This window comes from Pelagibacterium sp. 26DY04, from assembly GCF_031202305.1.
Classification (GTDB): Bacteria; Pseudomonadota; Alphaproteobacteria; order Rhizobiales; family Devosiaceae; genus Pelagibacterium.
Window position 1 is genome coordinate 2008895 of record NZ_CP101731.1, and the last position, 18048, is coordinate 2026942.

The 18048-nt window shown below is 60.8% G+C and carries 19 protein-coding genes; 13 read left to right on the forward strand and 6 right to left on the reverse strand.

The features are described 5' to 3' along the window. Positions 1 to 2 precede the first annotated feature (2 nt). The 4 genes from moaC (at position 3) to lexA (ending at position 3186) form a co-directional block, all read left to right on the forward strand. Positions 3 to 488 carry a cyclic pyranopterin monophosphate synthase MoaC gene (gene moaC / locus NO932_RS09795; protein WP_309207218.1) on the forward strand — a complete coding sequence of 162 codons (486 nt, stop codon included), beginning with the start codon at positions 3 to 5 and terminating at the stop codon, positions 486 to 488. Continuing rightward, positions 485 to 1675 carry a gephyrin-like molybdotransferase Glp gene (gene glp, locus NO932_RS09800; RefSeq protein WP_309207219.1) on the forward strand — a complete coding sequence of 397 codons (1191 nt, stop codon included), beginning with the start codon at positions 485 to 487 and terminating at the stop codon, positions 1673 to 1675. The genes moaC and glp overlap by 4 nt, the downstream gene beginning before the upstream one ends. Before the next feature lie 269 nt (positions 1676 to 1944). Further along, complete coding sequence (locus tag NO932_RS09805) at positions 1945 to 2280, forward strand: ribbon-helix-helix domain-containing protein (RefSeq protein ID WP_309207220.1); 336 nt, start codon at positions 1945 to 1947, stop codon at positions 2278 to 2280. 198 nt (positions 2281 to 2478) lie between these two features. After that, on the forward strand, positions 2479 to 3186 hold the full coding sequence (gene lexA, locus NO932_RS09810) for a transcriptional repressor LexA (RefSeq protein WP_309161183.1): 708 nt from the start codon (positions 2479 to 2481) through the stop codon (positions 3184 to 3186). A gap of 185 nt (positions 3187 to 3371) precedes the next feature. Here lexA and NO932_RS09815 read toward each other — a convergent pair whose 3' ends face one another. Continuing rightward, the gene (locus NO932_RS09815; protein ID WP_309207221.1) at positions 3372 to 4508 is read right to left on the reverse strand and encodes an aminotransferase class I/II-fold pyridoxal phosphate-dependent enzyme; all 1137 of its coding nucleotides are present in this window, start codon (positions 4506 to 4508) and stop codon (positions 3372 to 3374) included. Positions 4509 to 4744: 236 nt separating this feature from the next. On the opposite strand from NO932_RS09815, the gene NO932_RS09820 reads away from it, so the two are divergent. The 5 genes from NO932_RS09820 (at position 4745) to aat (ending at position 8753) form a co-directional block, all read left to right on the forward strand. Continuing rightward, positions 4745 to 5611, forward strand: coding sequence for a DsbA family protein (locus tag NO932_RS09820; RefSeq protein WP_309207222.1), 867 nt, complete (start codon positions 4745 to 4747; stop codon positions 5609 to 5611). Between the two features lie 130 nt (positions 5612 to 5741). Further along, complete coding sequence (gene aroQ, locus NO932_RS09825; RefSeq protein ID WP_309161181.1) at positions 5742 to 6179, forward strand: type II 3-dehydroquinate dehydratase; 438 nt, start codon at positions 5742 to 5744, stop codon at positions 6177 to 6179. Between the two features lie 37 nt (positions 6180 to 6216). After that, positions 6217 to 6714, forward strand: coding sequence for an acetyl-CoA carboxylase biotin carboxyl carrier protein (gene accB, locus NO932_RS09830; protein ID WP_309207223.1), 498 nt, complete (start codon positions 6217 to 6219; stop codon positions 6712 to 6714). A 9-nt stretch (positions 6715 to 6723) separates the two neighbouring features. Further along, positions 6724 to 8070, forward strand: a complete 1347-nt coding sequence (gene accC / locus NO932_RS09835) for an acetyl-CoA carboxylase biotin carboxylase subunit (RefSeq protein WP_309207224.1) — start codon at positions 6724 to 6726, stop codon at positions 8068 to 8070. A 38-nt stretch (positions 8071 to 8108) separates the two neighbouring features. Beyond that, positions 8109 to 8753 (forward strand): leucyl/phenylalanyl-tRNA--protein transferase, encoded by a 645-nt coding sequence (gene aat / locus NO932_RS09840; protein ID WP_309207225.1) that lies wholly within the window; start codon positions 8109 to 8111, stop codon positions 8751 to 8753. Here the strand turns inward: aat and NO932_RS09845 are convergent. From NO932_RS09845 to NO932_RS09860, 4 genes are all read right to left on the reverse strand, one after another. Further along, positions 8737 to 9234, reverse strand: coding sequence for a GyrI-like domain-containing protein (locus NO932_RS09845; protein ID WP_309207226.1), 498 nt, complete (start codon positions 9232 to 9234; stop codon positions 8737 to 8739). The two genes, aat and NO932_RS09845, sit on opposite strands and share 17 nt — an antisense overlap. A gap of 97 nt (positions 9235 to 9331) precedes the next feature. After that, on the reverse strand, positions 9332 to 9712 hold the full coding sequence (locus NO932_RS09850) for a hypothetical protein (protein ID WP_309207227.1): 381 nt from the start codon (positions 9710 to 9712) through the stop codon (positions 9332 to 9334). Next, positions 9709 to 10098: a DUF2155 domain-containing protein gene (locus tag NO932_RS09855; RefSeq protein ID WP_309207228.1), complete on the reverse strand. Its 390-nt coding sequence runs from the start codon at positions 10096 to 10098 to the stop codon at positions 9709 to 9711. The genes NO932_RS09850 and NO932_RS09855 overlap by 4 nt, the downstream gene beginning before the upstream one ends. A 50-nt stretch (positions 10099 to 10148) precedes the next feature. Then, positions 10149 to 10484: an NADH:ubiquinone oxidoreductase subunit NDUFA12 gene (locus NO932_RS09860; RefSeq protein WP_309211018.1), complete on the reverse strand. Its 336-nt coding sequence runs from the start codon at positions 10482 to 10484 to the stop codon at positions 10149 to 10151. A gap of 604 nt (positions 10485 to 11088) precedes the next feature. On the opposite strand from NO932_RS09860, the gene NO932_RS09865 reads away from it, so the two are divergent. The 4 genes from NO932_RS09865 (at position 11089) to NO932_RS09880 (ending at position 17529) form a co-directional block, all read left to right on the forward strand. Then, a complete protein-coding gene (locus NO932_RS09865) occupies positions 11089 to 14775 on the forward strand; it encodes a vitamin B12-dependent ribonucleotide reductase (protein WP_309207229.1) in 3687 nt (1228 codons plus the stop codon). Between the two features lie 649 nt (positions 14776 to 15424). Next, positions 15425 to 16096, forward strand: a complete 672-nt coding sequence (locus tag NO932_RS09870) for a hypothetical protein (RefSeq protein WP_309207230.1) — start codon at positions 15425 to 15427, stop codon at positions 16094 to 16096. Positions 16097 to 16243: 147 nt separating this feature from the next. After that, the gene (locus NO932_RS09875) at positions 16244 to 17221 is read left to right on the forward strand and encodes an AAA family ATPase (protein WP_309211019.1); all 978 of its coding nucleotides are present in this window, start codon (positions 16244 to 16246) and stop codon (positions 17219 to 17221) included. After that, positions 17113 to 17529, forward strand: a complete 417-nt coding sequence (locus tag NO932_RS09880) for an SIS domain-containing protein (protein ID WP_309211020.1) — start codon at positions 17113 to 17115, stop codon at positions 17527 to 17529. Before NO932_RS09875 ends, NO932_RS09880 begins: the two co-directional genes overlap by 109 nt. 9 nt (positions 17530 to 17538) lie before the next feature. On the opposite strand, the gene NO932_RS09885 is transcribed toward NO932_RS09880, so the two are convergent. After that, positions 17539 to 18015 (reverse strand): transposase, encoded by a 477-nt coding sequence (locus NO932_RS09885; RefSeq protein WP_309207231.1) that lies wholly within the window; start codon positions 18013 to 18015, stop codon positions 17539 to 17541. Positions 18016 to 18048 lie beyond the last annotated feature (33 nt).

An 18048-nucleotide genomic window follows, 5' to 3' on the forward strand; every position in this document is an offset into this window, starting at 1 on the left:
TCTTGTCCGATCGCCTCACGCATCTCGACGAGAACGGCGCCGCCCGGATCGTCGATATCTCAGGCAAGGACGAAACCGCACGACGCGCCGTAGCTAGGGCCGAGCTGCATGCAACGGATGAGATTGTCGAGGCGATCCTCGGGGGCACGCTCAAAAAGGGCGATGCCGTTGCCGTGGCCCGCGTCGCGGGGATCATGGCGGCGAAAAAGACATCCGAGTTGATCCCGCTCTGCCACCCTATTCCTGTGACCAAGATCGCTGTCGATATCGAACGCGGCGCAAAGCCTCATGTGATTGCGATAACGGCCACCGTGGAAACGGTGGGGCGTACGGGCGTGGAAATGGAAGCTCTCACTGCCGCCTCGGTGGCGGCGCTGACGCTCTACGACATGGCAAAGGCGCTCGACAAAGCCATGACCATCACCAATGTCGGCCTCATGGAAAAGAGCGGCGGGAAGTCGGGTGACTTCCGCCGGGATATGCCTTGATTTCGGTCGATGAGGCGCTGGCTCGCATTGTTTCAGGCGTTCCGGCACTGCCAGCCGAAACACTCGCGCTGCCGGAAGCTGCGGCCCGCAACCTGGCCGAGGATGTCAGGGCAAGGCTGTTCAATCCCGCATTCAATGTGAGCGCCATGGACGGATATGCCGTGCGGGCTGCGGATGTATCCCCAGGCACAGCACTCAGGATGATCGGAGCATCCCAGGCCGGAGCCGGATTTTCTGGTACGGTAGGTCGAGGCGAATGCGTACGCATCTTTACCGGCGCCCCCGTGCCCAAGGGCGCCGACGCCGTAATCATGCAGGAGGAGGCGAGAGCCGAGGGTGAGGCGATCACGTTTTCCAAACCGGTCGATCCCGGGCGCAGCATACGGTTTCGGGGTGAGGACTTCGCTGAGGGCAGTATCCTTGCCCCATCCGGTGCGCTGCTCACGCCTCAAAGGCTGGCGTTGATCGCTGCCGGCAATGTGGAGAGCGTCAACGTATCGACGCGCCCCCGAATAACCCTGCTTGCGACCGGCGACGAATTGGTGCCGCCCGGAAACCCCGTCGGGCCAGCCCAGATCGTGTCTTCCAACTCCGTTGGCCTTCGCGCGCTGTTTGAACCCCACGCGCGTGCGGTCACCGACCACGGTATCGTCGGAGATGATCCCGACGCGCTCAAGACAGTGCTCGACCATGTGTTCGCATCCGAGCCGGATGTGCTGATGACCACTGGCGGCGCCAGCGTGGGCGAACACGATCTCGTGCAGGACATGCTCAAGGCAAGCGGGGTTGATATCGACTTCTGGCGCATCGCCATGCGACCGGGCAAGCCACTGATGTTTGGACGGCGCGGCAAGACTATGGTCTTCGGCCTGCCGGGCAATCCGGTTTCGGCCTTGGTTACGGCGCGCATCTTCGTGCTGCCAGCCGTGCTTGCCATGGCAGGGTGCAGCTCCCCTGCCCCGCTCTATCTTCCTTTAGCGGACGCGTTGCCTCCCAACGGCCCCCGCCGCCACTTCATGCGTGGCCGGTTGCTCCACGATGCGGAGCATGGCAGCAGAGTCGAACCAATCCGCCAGACCGATAGCGGGCATCTCACCTCGCTGGCATCGGCCGATGCACTCATCGCCCAGGACGAGCACTGCGCCGGCAAGCGTGCTGGCGATCTGGTGCAGGTGCATCTGCTATAGGCCCTTCCCCTTCGTGCTCCCAACGACGACGTTCCAATAATCAAAACGAACTACGCGCCAAATCCAACCGCATCCGATAGGATTATCTTGGTCGTCGGCAGTAGCTATTATTACTTGGACTGCCGACTATGTTCATCCTTGTTTGCAACGCGTAAATTGTCTTACGGCGCACCACCTATTTGGAAGGGGGTAGGAGCGTGTCCGGGACCGATCAAGCACCAATCAAGAGACATGGAAGGCCGCATCTGCTACCAGAGCGCGAGACACCCATGCCCACTTCCGAGATTGCCGATTTGCTCGACGGAGCGGCGATAGACGCACTTGCTGAACCCGAATTCCGGGTGCTCTCCCTTAAGGGCGAGCGCAAGGGAATCAGACTGGAAGCCATCTTCTGGCAAGCGCTGGATCAGATCGCGGCGAACCTTGGTGTGCCTCGGAACACTCTCGTTCTCTGGATTATAAGCGCGGCGGGGCATGATCGCTCCAACGCCACGAGTGTTCTCAGGAGCGTGATCGTCGCCTACCTGCTCGACGAGTTCGAGCACCAAAAGCCTCGACGCCGCCCCCTGTCTGCCCCCGTCCCGGCCATGACTGACCCAAGATAATCTCCGCAGCACGTGGAATGGTCGCATCATCCATCGGCTTTGGCCAGAGGTCGTGGCACGCATACACATCAAGGAAGAATTGTGCGCCAGCTCTTGAGAGTCAGGCAGAAATGTTCTTGAAACACTTGCGGAACATTACCGGAACACGTATAAAAGTTCAATATTTGTTCCGATTCGACGCCGCCGAGGGGCTCGACAATGTTGACGCGCAAGCAGCACGAACTTCTGATGTTCATTCATGAGCGGATGAAGGAGAGTGGTATTCCCCCCTCCTTCGACGAAATGAAGGAAGCGCTTGATCTCAAGTCCAAGTCGGGTATCCATCGGCTGATCACCGCGCTTGAGGAGCGCGGATTTATCAGGCGCCTGCCCAATCGCGCCCGGGCGCTTGAGGTGGTCAAGCTCCCCGATTCGATGAATCCCTCGCTCGGTGGCCGCAAGGCCAAGTTTGAGCCAAGTGTTATTGAAGGGAACCTGGGCAAGGTGCCGGCCAAGCCAGTCGCAGCGAGCGCGGACAATGGAGGATCGGTGTCGATCCCCGTCATGGGACGCATCGCGGCGGGCGTGCCGATCGAAGCCATCCAAACCCATTCGCATTCGATTGCCGTTCCGCCGGAAATGCTGGGCGCCGGCGAACATTTCGCACTGGAAGTGCGCGGCGATTCGATGATCGAGGCCGGCATTTTCGACGGCGACACCGTTTTGATCCGCAAGCAGGATGCTGCCGGCAATGGCGAGATCGTCGTGGCGCTTGTCGATGACGAAGAAGCCACTCTCAAACGTTTGCGCAAGAAGGGTAATGCCGTTGCCCTGGAGGCCGCCAACCCTGCCTACGAAACCCGGATTTTTGGCCCCGACCGTGTGAAGGTGCAGGGCCGGTTGGTCGGGCTCTTGCGGCGGTATTGAGGCTTTCGGCAAAACTGGGTGCCAGATACGGTTCGCGCATCTCGCTTGATCTCAGCCGATCCCAGCCCTGCCCCAATCCCCGAGACCTACTCGAGTGGTTGAACGATTAGAAAGACGGTGAAGGAACAGGAGGCGGATACTGCGCATTGAGTTGGATCATCGGTTGCGACAAACTGAGTCACCGATTAGCTGAGAAACGCTCCCATCCGCTCCAGCGCCATTTCTATCGCTTCTCGGGTACCGGCGTAAGAGAAACGCACATATTTGTGCCCGTCGGTGCGGTCGAAATCCTGCCCCGGCGTTGCCGCCACACCGGCGTCGTCAAGCATGCGCGTGCAGAAGTCCATTGTATCGTTGGTGAAGGCCGACGCATCGACATAGGCGTAGAACGCCCCGTCGGACGGTTCGGCCAGCCCGAACCCCAATTTCTTGAGCCCCTCAGAAAGCACCAGCCGGTTTTCCTCATACTGATCGCGGCGGCGGTCGTACTCCTGTCCGGCATCGAGAGCTGCAAGTGCCGCACATTGGGAAACGCTGGAAGCTGAGATGAACAGGCTCTGTGCCATCATCTCGGCGCGGCGCACCAGATCCTCGGGCAGAACGAGCCAGCCGATGCGCCAGCCGGTCATGCAGTAATATTTCGAAAAGCTGTTGACGATCACATGCTGCTGGCTGAATTCGAGCGCGCTCGCATCTGCCCCGGCATAGTTGAGCCCGTGATAGATCTCATCGGAGATGAAGCGCACGCCAAGCCGATCGCATGTGGCGATGATCGCCTCCAGTTCATCGCGCTCCAGCACCGCCCCCGTCGGATTGGCCGGGCTCGCCACCAGCAGGCCCTCGAAGGGGCTGCGCTCGTAAGCCGCCTCGATGTCCGCAGCGGTCAGCCGCCAGCCATTGGCGGGTGAAACCGGAATCTCGACGCTCGAGAGGTTCAGCGAGGCGATGATGTTGAGATAGGCCGGATAGCCCGGCCGCGTCACCGCGATCCGCTGCCCTGGCGCAAATCCCGCAAGGAAGGTCAGGATGAACCCGCTCGACGATCCCGTCGTCACCACGATCCGTTCGGGCGAAACAGAAACCCCGTGGCGCTCGTCATAATACCGGCTGAGCCGTTCGCGCAGGGCCGGCATACCTTTGGCCGCGGTATAGCCCATGGGCCGCTCAAGACACCCGCGAACCGCATCGAGCACTGGCTGTGCCGGCTTGCCGCCCGGCTCGCCGATTTCGAGATGACACACGATTCTCCCCTCGGCTTCAAGCTTTTGCGCCCGCGCCATAAGTTCCATGGCGTAGAAGGGACGAATCAGGTTGGCGTTCATATCGTAAATCCATTGTCTTGTCGGCGCCCCAAGGCAGCCCGCACTATATCCCGCTTCTAGACAATCGCAAGTTTTAAGCACTACGTTCTGTACACATAGCCATTTCTAGCATTATATTCTATATAATAGCATATTCGTGGCATTACGTTCCATGACGCCACTTGCTTGGCATATCGCGACTGGCATCACCTGCCCCGTTACGCTAAACCCACCCGCAGCGCGATACGGAGTTCGACATGCAAAAAGCCATCAATCTCGGCCTTGCCGCTGCCATCGTCCTGTTGGGCGCCGGGCTCGCCGTCAGCCTCGCCACGCGCCCCGAACCTGGCCTGTCGTCTACCGAGGTCGAACGTCTCATTGCAGAGGCCCTGCCCGCTCAAGCGCCAGCGAACGCCGATGGCGCGGCCGATATCGACACCGCGGCCCTGGGTCCGATAATCGAAGATTATCTCATGGCCAATCCCCGTCTGCTCGAACGCATGTCGGTGGCCCTCGAAACCGAGATGCGCGCAGAGGAATCCGAGCGCGCCCGCATCGCGCTCGATGCCATGCACGATGATATCTACAACGACCCCGCCAATATCGTGCTCGGCAACCCCGAAGGTGACGTCACCCTGGTTGAAATGTTCGACTACAATTGCGGCTACTGCCGCCAGGTTGTCGCCGATGTCATGTCGCTGGTCGAGGAAGACCCCAATTTGCGCGTCATCCTCAAGGAATTCCCGATCCTCTCGCAAGGCTCGGTCGACGCCGCCCGTGTCGGCGTCCTCGTCAACGACGCCGACGTCGATTATCAGGCCTTCCACACTGCGCTTTATTCCTCGCGCGGCGCCGTGGATGGCGAATCCGCGCTTTCAGCCGCCGAGCAATTGGGCTTGTCCCGCGTTTCGCTCCAGCTCGATATGAATACCCAGGAAGTGTCAGACGCGCTTCAGCGTACCTATTCCATCGCCCAGGCTCTCGGCATCACCGGCACCCCCACCTTCATCATCGGTGATGAGGTGATCCCCGGTGCCGTGCCCAAGGAGCAACTCGTGCAGCGTATCGAGAATATGCGCGCCTGCGGCGCCACCACTTGCAGCGACGTGGCGCAGGAAGGCTGACGCCGAGCTTTGCGTTTTCGGTGCATTTCGTATAACGCGAGCTTGCACCGGCCTCCCCGCTGGCTCACAACCTCAAAAAAGGCGCGTTCTGCCCGCATCTGGAGCATGGACGCGATACGACAAAGACATCATGGCAAAGCGCGTACTGATCCTGAACGGACCGAACCTCAACATGCTGGGCACGCGGGAAAAGGCGATATATGGCAGCGAGACGCTCGCCGATATCGAGTCGATGTGCCGGACAGCTTGCGAAAAGCTGGGCCTGACCTGCGATTTCCGGCAGTCCAACCACGAGGGCGAACTGGTCGATTGGATCCAGTCGGCGCGCAAGACAGCCGATGCCATCATCATCAATCCGGCCGCTTATTCGCACACCTCGGTCGCCATTCACGATGCCCTGCGCACCGCTGAAAAGCCGGTCGTGGAAGTGCACCTTACAAACATTCACCAGCGTGAGGCTTTCCGTCACCATTCCTATGTGTCGGCCGTGGCAACGGGTGTCATTTGCGGGCTGGGTTCCAGAGGTTATACACTGGCCCTGGAGGCCGTGGCCGAAATACTGAATTGAAAAAGACCCCGCGCGGGTTTGTGGAGACACGATAACAATGGCAAAGATCTCACAGGTCGATCAGGACCTCATCCGCACCATCGCCGAACTCGTCAACGAAGCCAATCTGGCCGAAATCGAACTGGAGCAGGATGATTTCCGCATCCGCGTGACCCGCACCTTCGCCAAGGAGGTGGTTCAGGTGGCAGCTCCTGGCTACGCTGCGCCCGCCGCCCCTGCGGCCCCGGCCGCGCCCGCCGCTACGAGCGCCTCTGCAGCCACCACCCCTGCCGCCCCGGCGGCCGAGGATCTCGCCTCGAGCCCCAATACGCTGACCTCGCCCATGGTGGGCACCGCCTATCTCGCCCCCGAACCCGGCGCCAAGCCTTTCGTCGAAGTTGGCGCCAAGGTCTCCGAAGGGCAGACGGTTCTGATCATCGAAGCCATGAAGACCATGAACCAGATTCCGGCGCATAAATCGGGCACCGTCACCCGATTGCTTGTCGATGACGCCACGCCGGTCGAATACGGCGAACCCCTCGTCGTCATCGAATAAGGCCCGCTGATGTTTTCCAAGGTCCTCATAGCCAATCGCGGCGAGATCGCCCTTCGCATCCTGCGCGCCTGCAAGGAGCTCGGCATTCAAACCGTAGCGATCCACTCGCAGGCCGACGCCGACGCCATGCATGTGCGCCTGGCCGACGAAAGCGTCTGTGTCGGCCCCAATCCGGCGCGCGACAGCTACCTCAACATTCCCTCGATTCTCGCCGCTTGCGAGATCACCGGCGCCGAAGCGGTCCATCCCGGCTACGGCTTCCTTTCGGAAAATGCTCGTTTCGCCCGCATTCTCGCCGAACACAAGATTTCCTTCATCGGCCCATCTGCCCATCACATCGAAATCATGGGCGACAAGATCCAGGCTAAAAAGACGGCGCTTGAACTTGGCATCCCCTGCGTTCCCGGCTCGGCCGGCGCGGTGACCACCGAAGCCGACGCCAAGCGCGTCGCCGCTGAAATCGGCTACCCCGTGCTGATAAAGGCTGCAGCGGGCGGTGGTGGACGCGGGATGAAGGTTGCCAAGACCGAAGCCGATCTCTCGGTCGCATTCTCGACGGCACGTACCGAAGCCAAGGCCGCCTTTGGTGACGACGCCGTCTACATGGAAAAATATCTCGAAAAGCCGCGCCACATCGAAGTGCAAGTGATTGGTGACGGCCAGGGCAACGCCGTCCACCTGGGCACGCGCGACTGCTCGCTCCAGCGCCGTCACCAGAAGGTGTGGGAAGAAGCCTCCGCCCCTACCGTTCCTGCTGACGAACAGGCCGAGATTGGTGAGATCTGCGCTGCCGCCATGCGCAAGCTCAAATACTCCGGCGCCGGCACCATCGAGTTCCTCTACGAGAACGGCGAGTTCTATTTCATTGAAATGAACACCCGCCTTCAGGTCGAGCACCCGGTTACCGAGCGCATCACCAATTTCGATATCGTCTATGAGCAGATCCGCGTCGCCGCCGGCGAACCCCTCTCGCTCCGGCAGGAAGACGTGATGTTCTACGGGCACGCCATCGAAGTGCGCATCAACGCCGAGGACCCGCAGACCTTCGCCCCATCGCCCGGCAAGATCACCTATTACCATCCAGCCGGTGGTGTGGGCGTGCGCGTCGATGCGGCTGTCTATCAGGGCTATAACATTCCGCCCTATTACGACAGCCTGATCGGCAAGCTGATCGTGCACGGCCGCACCCGGCCCGAATGCCTGCAGCGCCTCAATCGCGCACTCGATGAATTCATCGTCGACGGGGTCAAGACCACGCTGCCGCTGTTCCGGCGCCTGATCAAGGAACCGGACATCCAATCGGGCAATTACGATATTCATTGGCTCGAAAAGTTTCTCGAGGCCAACAAGCAATAGGGAGAGCGGCCGGTTCGGCCGCTTTTTCGTTCCGCCGCATGAGCCGAAAAAGCGACCCTTTCGATGTCGAACTGACGCCTGAGCTGATCCTGCGCGCCTATCGTGCCGGCATCTTCCCGATGTCCGAAAGCGCCGACGATCCCGATATCTTTTGGGTCAGTCCCCAAATGCGCGGCGTCATTCCGCTTGATGGATTACGAATATCGAAAAGCCTTGCCAAGGCTTTGCGCAAGCACTCGTTTTCAGTGGTCGTGGACCGCAATTTCGAAGCAACGATCGAGGGATGCGCAACGGCAGGCTCGGATCGGGACACCACTTGGATCAATCCCGTGATCCGCGAACTCTATGGCGAACTCTTTGCCATGGGCTATTGCCACACCGTTGAAGTCTATGACGGCACCGAACTGGTTGGCGGCCTCTATGGCCTGGCCATCGGTGGAGCCTTTTTCGGCGAATCCATGTTCCACCGCCGCACCGATACTTCCAAGATCGCGCTCGTCCACCTCGTTGAACGGCTCAGGGCGGGTGGTTACGCGCTGCTCGACACCCAGTTCATCACCGATCATCTCGCCTCACTCGGCGCCATCGAAATCCCGCGCGCCATCTATGAAGTGAGGCTTTCGGCAGCGCTGGAATTCGACGGCGATTTCTTCGCCTGGGATCGGCTCAATCAGCCAATTTGAACGCCAGCGTCGTCACCCATTTTTCCGGATCGGGCTCGCGGCTGGGATCGGTCTCGTAGATCTCCAGACGGCAAGCGAAATGGTCTCCGTCCACCTCTTCCCGCATGTCGAATTTCTCGCCCACCAGCCGTATCCAGCCGATCAGCATAGCGGTCGTTTGCATCAGCCCGTCGTAATGGCCGTGCCATTCCAGCGTCACGTACCGCCCTGACGGAAGCGTACCGAACCGCACGCCTTCACCATCATCCCCCGCCCGCGCCACAGGCACGCCGGCCCCGACATCGTGGGTGTTTTCCATATCGATGCGGCGATAGTTGAAAAAAGGTGCCGCAATCGGTTCGATGCCTTGCTGGGCGAGATAGCCGAACAGCTTGGGAAAGCCCTGGTCCGCAGGTGTTTGCATCTGGTCCATGCGCACCGTATAGGTGACGTAGGCATAGGTCTGCTCGGGCCGGTCAATGATCGTTGGCAGGGTCAGCATCAAACGCTCCTCTTAAGGGCACGCACACTGCGCGCCGTCTCCTCAAGGACGGATGCGGAGCGCCAAACCCGACAAGGCCGAAGAGAATTTTCGGCCGCTATGCCTGAATCGCGCGACGTTCCTTGGTCTGCTGGGCCACGACAAAGCCCCGTCCGCCGGCAAGCCGGTCTGCATTGGGCTTATTGGGATCGACGACCCTCCAGAAAGGAATGGCCTGGGGATCGCCCATCGTCACCGCCGAATGGGCGATGACCGCGATGACCTTCAGATGCCGTTGCGTGGTCACAGGACAGGTTATGTCCGCGCCATGCTCACGTGCCAATTCCGCCCGGATTTCACCGAGATCGCCCATCTGTCCAACCGGCACCTGCCGAATCTTGTCGCCAAGCATGTCGACGGTGGGGATGAGCACGCGCTGCGGCTCCATCACCCCGTTGACCGAATGCATGCGCTCGGTGATCTGAACTTTTTGGCTCATTGCGGTCTCTGGCTGGGCGGTGGCACGTCCGAGGTTTGTTTGCAGTCGACGAGCCACACGTCATAAACCGCATTGTCCACGGCGTTAAGCGCCGGCGAATCGGCGAACATCCATCCGGAAAATATCCGCTTGACGGTCGCCTGCAGGGAGACCTCGTCCACCTGGACAAATGCCGTCTCGCTCTGGGCTTCGCTGCTGGGGCGCGAATAGCAGGCCCTGGGCGTGAGCTGGAGCGAACCGAACTGCACGGTCTCGTCGATATAGACATCGAACACCGTGATCCGGCCGGTGATCTTGTCGAGCCCGGTAAATACCGCTACCGGATTGGAGATGGGCTGCGCATGAACCGGCGGTGCACCCGCCACAAGGCCTATGGCGAGGGCCATACTCCGGCAAAAGGACTTGAGTCGCCGATCGCCCACCGGGCAGCGCCGCCTTACTCCGGCGACCAGGCGTCGTAATCGCCCGTCACGCGCGGCCGTGTCTGGTTGTTGAGGATCGAGCCGTCAGGCCGGTACGCCATCGCGGTGCCCGTGAGGTTGGGCTGATGCGGCTTTTCCCATTCGCGCGGCGTGTAGTCGGCCTGCGAGGGCGGCACATCGGTACGATAGTGCATCCATCCATGCCAGCCCGCCGGAATGGCCGAGGCTTCGGCCGGACCATTGTAGATCACCCAGCGCCGACCGTCCTTCTTGCCCTGGTAATAGACATTGCCGAACTCGTCTTCACCGATCCTCTGACCGCGGAGCGCTGTAAACAGCCGTGTCGACATGGTCTGCCCGTGCCACCAGCCGAAGATTTCGAAGATGAACTGCTTAAAGCCGCCTTGTGCCACGCGATGCACCCTGAGCTGTCATGATCTGCGCCTTGGCGTTTAGCACACCCCGTTCGCCAAGCCTAGGCACGAGAGGCTGTCGATCGCTCGCCACAATGCACAAGATGTTGTGCCTATCGATGCGCCAACAAAAAACACGAGCCCGCCGCAAAAAATCCCGCTTGACACCTTTTTCGGAGAGTCCGGCACATGACGCTCCGTCGCGAGAGCCAAGCTTTTCGGGCATTTAGCTCGGTTCCTCGACACAGGACTTCATTAACTCTCCCTCAAACCGGCTTTGTGACGCCCTCATTACCCTCATGCAGTTTTTTGCACGTTTTCCTCGCTATCCACACTGAAAACCACTATATTTAGCTCATGCCCATTCCTTGAGCACAAGGGATAGTCGATTTGAGGCGATTGACGGTTCGCGGCAGAATCGAAAACAGTCGCTTCAACGGGCCGATTCCGAGGCCCGATCAGATCGAACATTGTCGGGAACGACAAGACGCCTGCAGGGGCCGCCAAGGCAGTGGGCAGACCTAAGTTTGGGGATAGACGAATGCAGATAGAACGGCGCTTCACCACGGCGGGCCAATCCGCCTACGAAGGCATCGAATTCCGCTCGGCGACGAGCGAAATCCGCAATCCTGACGGATCGGTCGTGTTCCGTCTCGAGGATATCGCCGTGCCGGCCCAGTGGAGCCAGGTCGCAGCCGACATCATCGCGCAGAAATATTTCCGCAAGGCCGGTGTCGCCAAGGCGCTCAAAAAGGTCGAGGAGAACGACGTTCCCTCCTGGCTGTGGCGCTCGGTTCCCGACGAAAAGGCCCTCGCCAAGCTCCCCGAAGACGAGCGCTACGGCTCGGAAATGGATTCGCGTCAGGTCTTTGATCGCCTCGCCGGTACCTGGACCTATTGGGGCTGGAAGGGCGGCTATTTCACCACCGAAGAAGACGCCCGCGCCTTCTATGACGAGCTGTGCTACATGCTCGCCACCCAGCGTGTCGCGCCCAATTCCCCGCAATGGTTCAACACCGGCCTGCACTGGGCCTATGGCATCGACGGCCCCGGCCAGGGTCATTTCTATGTCGACCCCTTCACCCACAAGCTCGTGCAGTCCAAATCGGCCTACGAGCACCCCCAGCCCCATGCCTGCTTCATACAGTCCGTCGATGATGACCTCGTCAACGAGAACGGCATCATGGATCTCTGGGTCCGCGAGGCGCGCCTGTTCAAATACGGCTCGGGCACGGGCACCAATTTCTCGGCCCTGCGCGGCTCCGGCGAAAAGCTTTCGGGCGGCGGCAAGTCCTCGGGTCTGATGAGCTTCCTTAAAATCGGCGACCGCGCTGCCGGTGCCATCAAGTCGGGCGGCACCACCCGCCGCGCCGCCAAGATGGTGGTGATCGATATCGATCACCCCGATATCGAGGAATACATCAACTGGAAGGTCAAGGAAGAGCAGAAGGTCGCCGCGCTGGTCACCGGCTCCAAAACCGTCTCCAAGCACCTGAAACTCATCATGAAAGCCGCCGTCAATTGCGAAGGCAATGGCGACGATTGCTTCGATCCCAACAAGAACCCGGCCCTAAAGCGCGAGGTCAAGGCCGCCAAGAAGGCTCTGGTGCCGGAAAACTACATCTTCCGCGTCATCCAGTTCGCCAAGCAGGGCTATACCGATATCGATTTCCCAGTCTACGACACTGACTGGGACAGCGAAGCCTATCTCACCGTTTCGGGCCAGAACTCGAACAACTCCGTTCGTGTCACCGACGACTTCCTGCGCGCTGTTGAAGAGGACGGCGATTGGGCGCTGAAGGCTCGCCAGACCGGCAAGGTCACCAAGACGCTGAAAGCCCGCGATCTCTGGGAGCAGGTCGGCTATGCCGCCTGGGCTTCCGCCGACCCCGGCATCCAATACCACACCACCATCAACGAGTGGCACACCTCCCCCGAAGCCGGCCCGATCAACGCGTCGAACCCGTGCTCGGAATATATGTTCCTCGACGACACGGCCTGTAACCTGGCATCCATCAACCTGTTGCCCTATCGCGGCCAGGATGGCGTCTTCAACACCGCCGACTATGAGCACACCGTCCGCCTCTGGACGCTTGTTCTCGAAGTATCGGTGATGATGGCCCAGTTCCCCTCGCGTGCCATCGCCGAGCGCAGCTATCTCTACCGTACCCTGGGCCTGGGCTACGCCAATATCGGCGGCCTGCTGATGACTTCGGGCATCCCCTATGACAGCGACGAAGGCCGCGCCATCGCCGGAGCGCTCACTGCCATCATGACCGGCGTTTCCTACGCCACCTCGGCCGAGATTGCCTCGGAACTGGGCGCCTTCAAGGATTACAAGCGCAACGCCAAGCACATGCTGCGCGTCATCCGCAACCATCGCAACGCCGCTTATGGCAAAGCCGATGGCTATGAGGGCCTTTCGATCACCCCGGTGCCGCTCGACCATGCCGCCTGCCCCGATCAGAACCTCGTCGCCCGCGCCACTGCCGCTTGGGACGCAGCGCTCGAGTTGGGCGAAAAGCACGGCTATCGCAACGCCCAGGTCTCCGTCATCGCTCCCACCGGTACTATTGGCCTGGTGATGGATTGCGACACCACGGGCATCGAACCGGACTTTGCGCTCGTCAAGTTCAAGAAGCTCGCCGGCGGCGGCTATTTCAAGATCATCAACCGCGCCGTTCCCCAGGCCCTGCGCACTCTCGGCTATTCGGAAGACCAGATCGCCGAGATCGAGGCCTATGCCGTTGGTCATGGGAACATGAACCAGGCGCCCGGCATCAATCCGGCAACGCTGGCCACCAAAGGCTTCCCTCAGGACAAGATCGAAGCGCTCAACGCCGCCATGAAGTCGGCCTTCGACATCAAGTTCGTCTTCAACCAGTGGACGCTTGGCGCTGATTTCCTTAAGGAACTCGGCGTCACGGACGCCCAGCTTTCCGACCCGACATTCGAGCTCCTGCCCTTCCTGGGCTTCTCGAAAAAGGACATCGAGGCCGCCAACATCCACGTCTGCGGTGCCATGACGCTCGAAGGCGCGCCCTTCCTGAAAGACGAGCACCTGCCCGTCTTCGATTGCGCCACCCCGTGTGGCAAGATCGGCAAGCGTTATTTGTCGGTGGAATCCCACATCCGCATGATGGCAGCGGCCCAGCCCTTCATCACGGGCGCAATCTCCAAGACCATCAACATGCCCAACGACGCCACCGTCGAGGACGCCAAGGAAGCTTACATGCTCTCCTGGAAGCTGGCACTCAAGGCCAACGCGCTCTACCGTGACGGTTCCAAGCTCAGCCAGCCGCTCAATTCCTCGCTGTTGGCCGACGACGACGAGGATGAAGACGAGGTCGCCGAAATCGCCGCCCTCCCCGCCGCCGAACGCGTTCCGGCCGTCACCGAACGCATCGTCGAAAAAATCGTCGCACAAGGCCGCGAGCGTATGCCCGACCGCCGCAAGGGCTACACCCAGAAGGCGATCGTGGGCGGCCACAAGGTCTATGTGCACACCGGCGAATATGCTGACGGACGCCTGGGCGAGATCTTCATCGACATGCACAAGGAAGGCGCCGCCTTCCGTGCCATGATGAACAATTTCGCCATCGCCATCTCGATCGGCCTGCAATATGGCGTGCCGCTCGATGAGTTCGTGGAGGCCTTCACCTTCACCCGCTTCGAGCCCGCCGGCCTCGTCATGGGTAATGACCACATCAAGAACGCAACCTCGATCCTCGACTATGTGTTCCGCGAGCTGGCCATTTCTTATCTCGACCGTACGGACCTGGCCCATGTGACCCCGGATGCCGGCGCCACCACCATCGGCAAGGGCGTCTCCGAAGACAACGCCGTCAAGGACCGCTCGGCCCCTGCTCCGGTCCCGGCAGACAACTTCGTCTCCCGCGGCATGACCCGTGGCCGGGTCAAGGACAAAACCCTGATGCTGGTCGCCTCCTCGGATTACAAGCCCGCCAATCCGGTCCAAGCCATCCAGGCCCAAACCGTCACGGCCCTCAAGCAGGGCACCGCACTTAAGGCCGACCCGGAAGCCGAAGCCGCCGCAACCAAATTGGTGGACGAGGCCCAAGCCAAGGACACCACCACCCTGCGGCTCGAAGCCCAGATGAAGGGATACGTGGGTGAAGCGTGCTCGGAGTGCCAGAACTTCACGCTGGTTCGGAACGGGACTTGTCTGAAGTGCGACACGTGTGGCAGCACGACCGGGTGTAGCTGAAGCCCCAGCAGAAGCTGTGTGTGTAGGGTTCGGCACTGTCTTCCCATTATTCCGGGGTGTTCTCCCATTATCACCGGCACTGTTTTCCCATTGCCGCAGTTTGACTGAGTAGTTAGAGCGGCCCGACACAAGAAAAGGCGCGGTTTCCCGGCGGAAATCGCGCCTTTTCACTCTTAGGGCTAGCTTGCTGCCGTGGAGCCAAGGGACACCGAGCTCATTCTTCTTGCTGCTTCCGAGCAGCTATTGACTCGGATCGAGCAGGTTCCCTATTGCCGGCCTCTGGATGAACCAAGTCATTCCATCCTAATCCTGCTACCATCAACCTCTAGAGGTCCCCGTGTCTGTTCTCACCCTTGCCATCGCTGCCCACTCCGCCTCTATTCGACCGGCCCAAGTGTGCACTATTGGTGCAAAGGCGTTTATGGGAACCACACCGCTCTCGATCCGGCTGGTGCACCTCATAGGCTGACCGCGCCTTTTGACTGTCACAGGCCTGACCTGAACCAGTCGCCTTTCCTTCAGTACCGCCCTCCGATCCGCCACCTCTAGCTGTGGCCGTGATCGGCCATCCCGGCTTCCAGCATCATCACCTGCTCCACACGCCGTGGCGCGGGATAGGATGATTATTGCCGCCGACCAGGACTTCCCCATGAGCGAAGACACGACCTTCGATTATCTCACCGATCCTGCATGTATGCCTGGCTCCAGCAGCACGCGCATGGCTCCGGCGCAGGTTCTGCCCAGGCTTGCCTTGGAAGAAACCCTGACGCCCGCACAAATGCAGCGGATCAAGAGCAGCACCGGCATGATGCTGCTCATCAAGGTGCCATCAGAAGATTGGATCATGCCCCTTGAAGAGTATCTTGCGACCGACCAGCCGCTTGGCTGTCTGCAGTTCTACCTCAAGGACGGCAGCGGGAGGCGCCGGCTCAGCAACGCCGGTTATGGGCTCCAAACCTTCCTTGAGTGGATCGCCTCAGGGAAAACCATGGTGGCCATCGCTCACAATCCTTCAGTCGACTTCCCCAAAGAGGTGATCTCGGCGGTTGATCTTACCGTCACCCTTGGCCCGCCATCAGCCCGGCTGGTGGCGCGCGCCATCCGGGCGGTAACCGGCAAGCGCGTCCGCCCGCTGCCCGATGACATCGCTGCAAGGCTTGGCTTCGTGGATCTGTGCGCCGCCATCCGCTCGGGATCGACATCAGCCCAATGCGTGGCCCGGCTCCAGCGCGCCGCAAGGGCAAGGACGGCAATCGAGGCCGTCCCAGTGGATGTGCCCGATATCAATGATCTCCATGGCTATGGAGAGGCCAAGGTTTGAGCGCAGGCGCTTCTGAACGACCTCTCGCTGTGGCGCGCCGGCCAGATCGCCTTTACCGATATCGAAAGCCGCGCTGTCCTCGGATCCGCTCCGGGGCTGGGCAAGACCACCTTTGCCCGTTCCCTTGCCAGATCGGCCAACCTCCCCCTGTTCGCATCCTCCGTCGGTCAGTGGTTCTCCGGAGGAGGCAAAGGCCATCTGGGCGATGTGATCAAGCAGATCGATGAGGTGTTCGGCGCAGCCGCCGCTGCGGCGCCCGCCATCCTCTTTCTTGATGAACTCGATGCCTTGCCCGACCGCCGCACGCTCAGCGACCGGGCCCGGGAATGGTGGACATCTGTGGTCACCCATGTCCTGACCAGACTCGATGGCGCAGCCTCGGCAACAGCCCAGGACCTGATCATCGTCGGCGCCACCAACTATCCCGAGCGGCTCGATGACGCCCTGCTGCGCCCCGGCAGGTTCTCCAGGGTGATCCGCATCGGACTGCCCTCCTCTGTCGAGCTTGTGGGCATCTTTCGCCAGCATCTGGGATCCGACCTGCCCGATACCGACCTGACGCTCCTGGGCCAGTTGGCCACGGGCGCTACCGGAGCCCATGTTGCAGGCTGGGTCAAAACCGCCCGCCGGCGGGCCCGCCAAGCGCAAAGGCCGCTGCACATGGGGGACCTCCTCGCTCTGGTCGCTCCCGAAGAGACGCGCCCAGCCGAGGAGGTCCGGCGCGTTGCCGTCCATGAGGCCGCCCACGCGGTCACCGGGCACCTGCTCGGCCTGCCCCCGGTCAGCGGGATCTCCATCGTGCGGCGCGGAGACATTGGCGGCTACTCTGCCCTGGAAGACGATGGATCTTCGGTTCTTACCTGCAGGGATATCGGGGCCTTTATCCAGATGCACCTGGCCGGCCGCTGTGCCGAGATCGTCTTCTTCGGTGAGGCCTCCTCAGGCGCCGTAACGGTTCCGATCTGGCACGGGGCGCCCAACGCGTCGAGGTGTTCGGTATCGGCTCTGCCGCGCCGATTGCCGAGGACGCCAATTACCGGCTCTTGCGCATTGGCATCAATTCGCGCGCGACGGTGGACAGTCATGTCCAGGCCATCACGGCATCACTGGCTGAACCCAACGTAGCAGTTTTAACCATCTCCCACTCGGGCAGCACGGTCGAGACCCTCACAGCGACCCAGCTCGCCAAGGAGGCAGGCGCAACGACCATCGCGATCACCAATTTCGGCAAATCACCGCTGCTGGCTCATAGCGATATCGTGCTCAACACGCTGGCCCGCGAGACCCACTTCCGCACCGAGGCCATGACGAGCCGCATTGCCCAGCTTGCGATTGTCGATACGCTCATCGCTTCCCTGGCGTTGGCCGACTACGACCGTTCACTCTCAACGCTAAACCACACGTTCGAGGTTCTCTCCAGCAAGCGTCTCTAGCAACTGTGTCTATGAGCCGATCTGCGGCTGCGATGGTCTGCCCGTTTTAAAGATGGCGTTTGCGATGGTTATCAGCTTGCGGGTGATGGCCACGATAATGAGTTTGTGGGGCTTTCCCCGCTCTTTGAGCCGTCTTGCGATCGGTTTTAGAACTGGGTTGTGACAGGCAGCTGCGAGTGCGGCCTGGAATAGCACATGGCGCAGCGCCCTCCGTCCTCCTGCGATTGCGCGCGTACCCCGCATCGTTCCGCTATCGTGAGACACCGGGGCGAGGCCTGTCATAGCTGCGGCCTCGCCTGCAGTCATACCGAGTTCCGGCATTTTTTCTGCGATCAGCATTGCCGCGGAAACCGGACCGATGCCGGGAATGGATTGCAGGAGCTTTGCTTTGGTGGCGGAATTCTCTTCCTGTGCGATGACACTTTCAATCCGTCGCTCGATGTCACAGACTTGGGTGTCCAGCATGACCTTGAGGCCCTGATCCATGCCCTCATGCGCGTAACCTGCCTAGAATCGGAC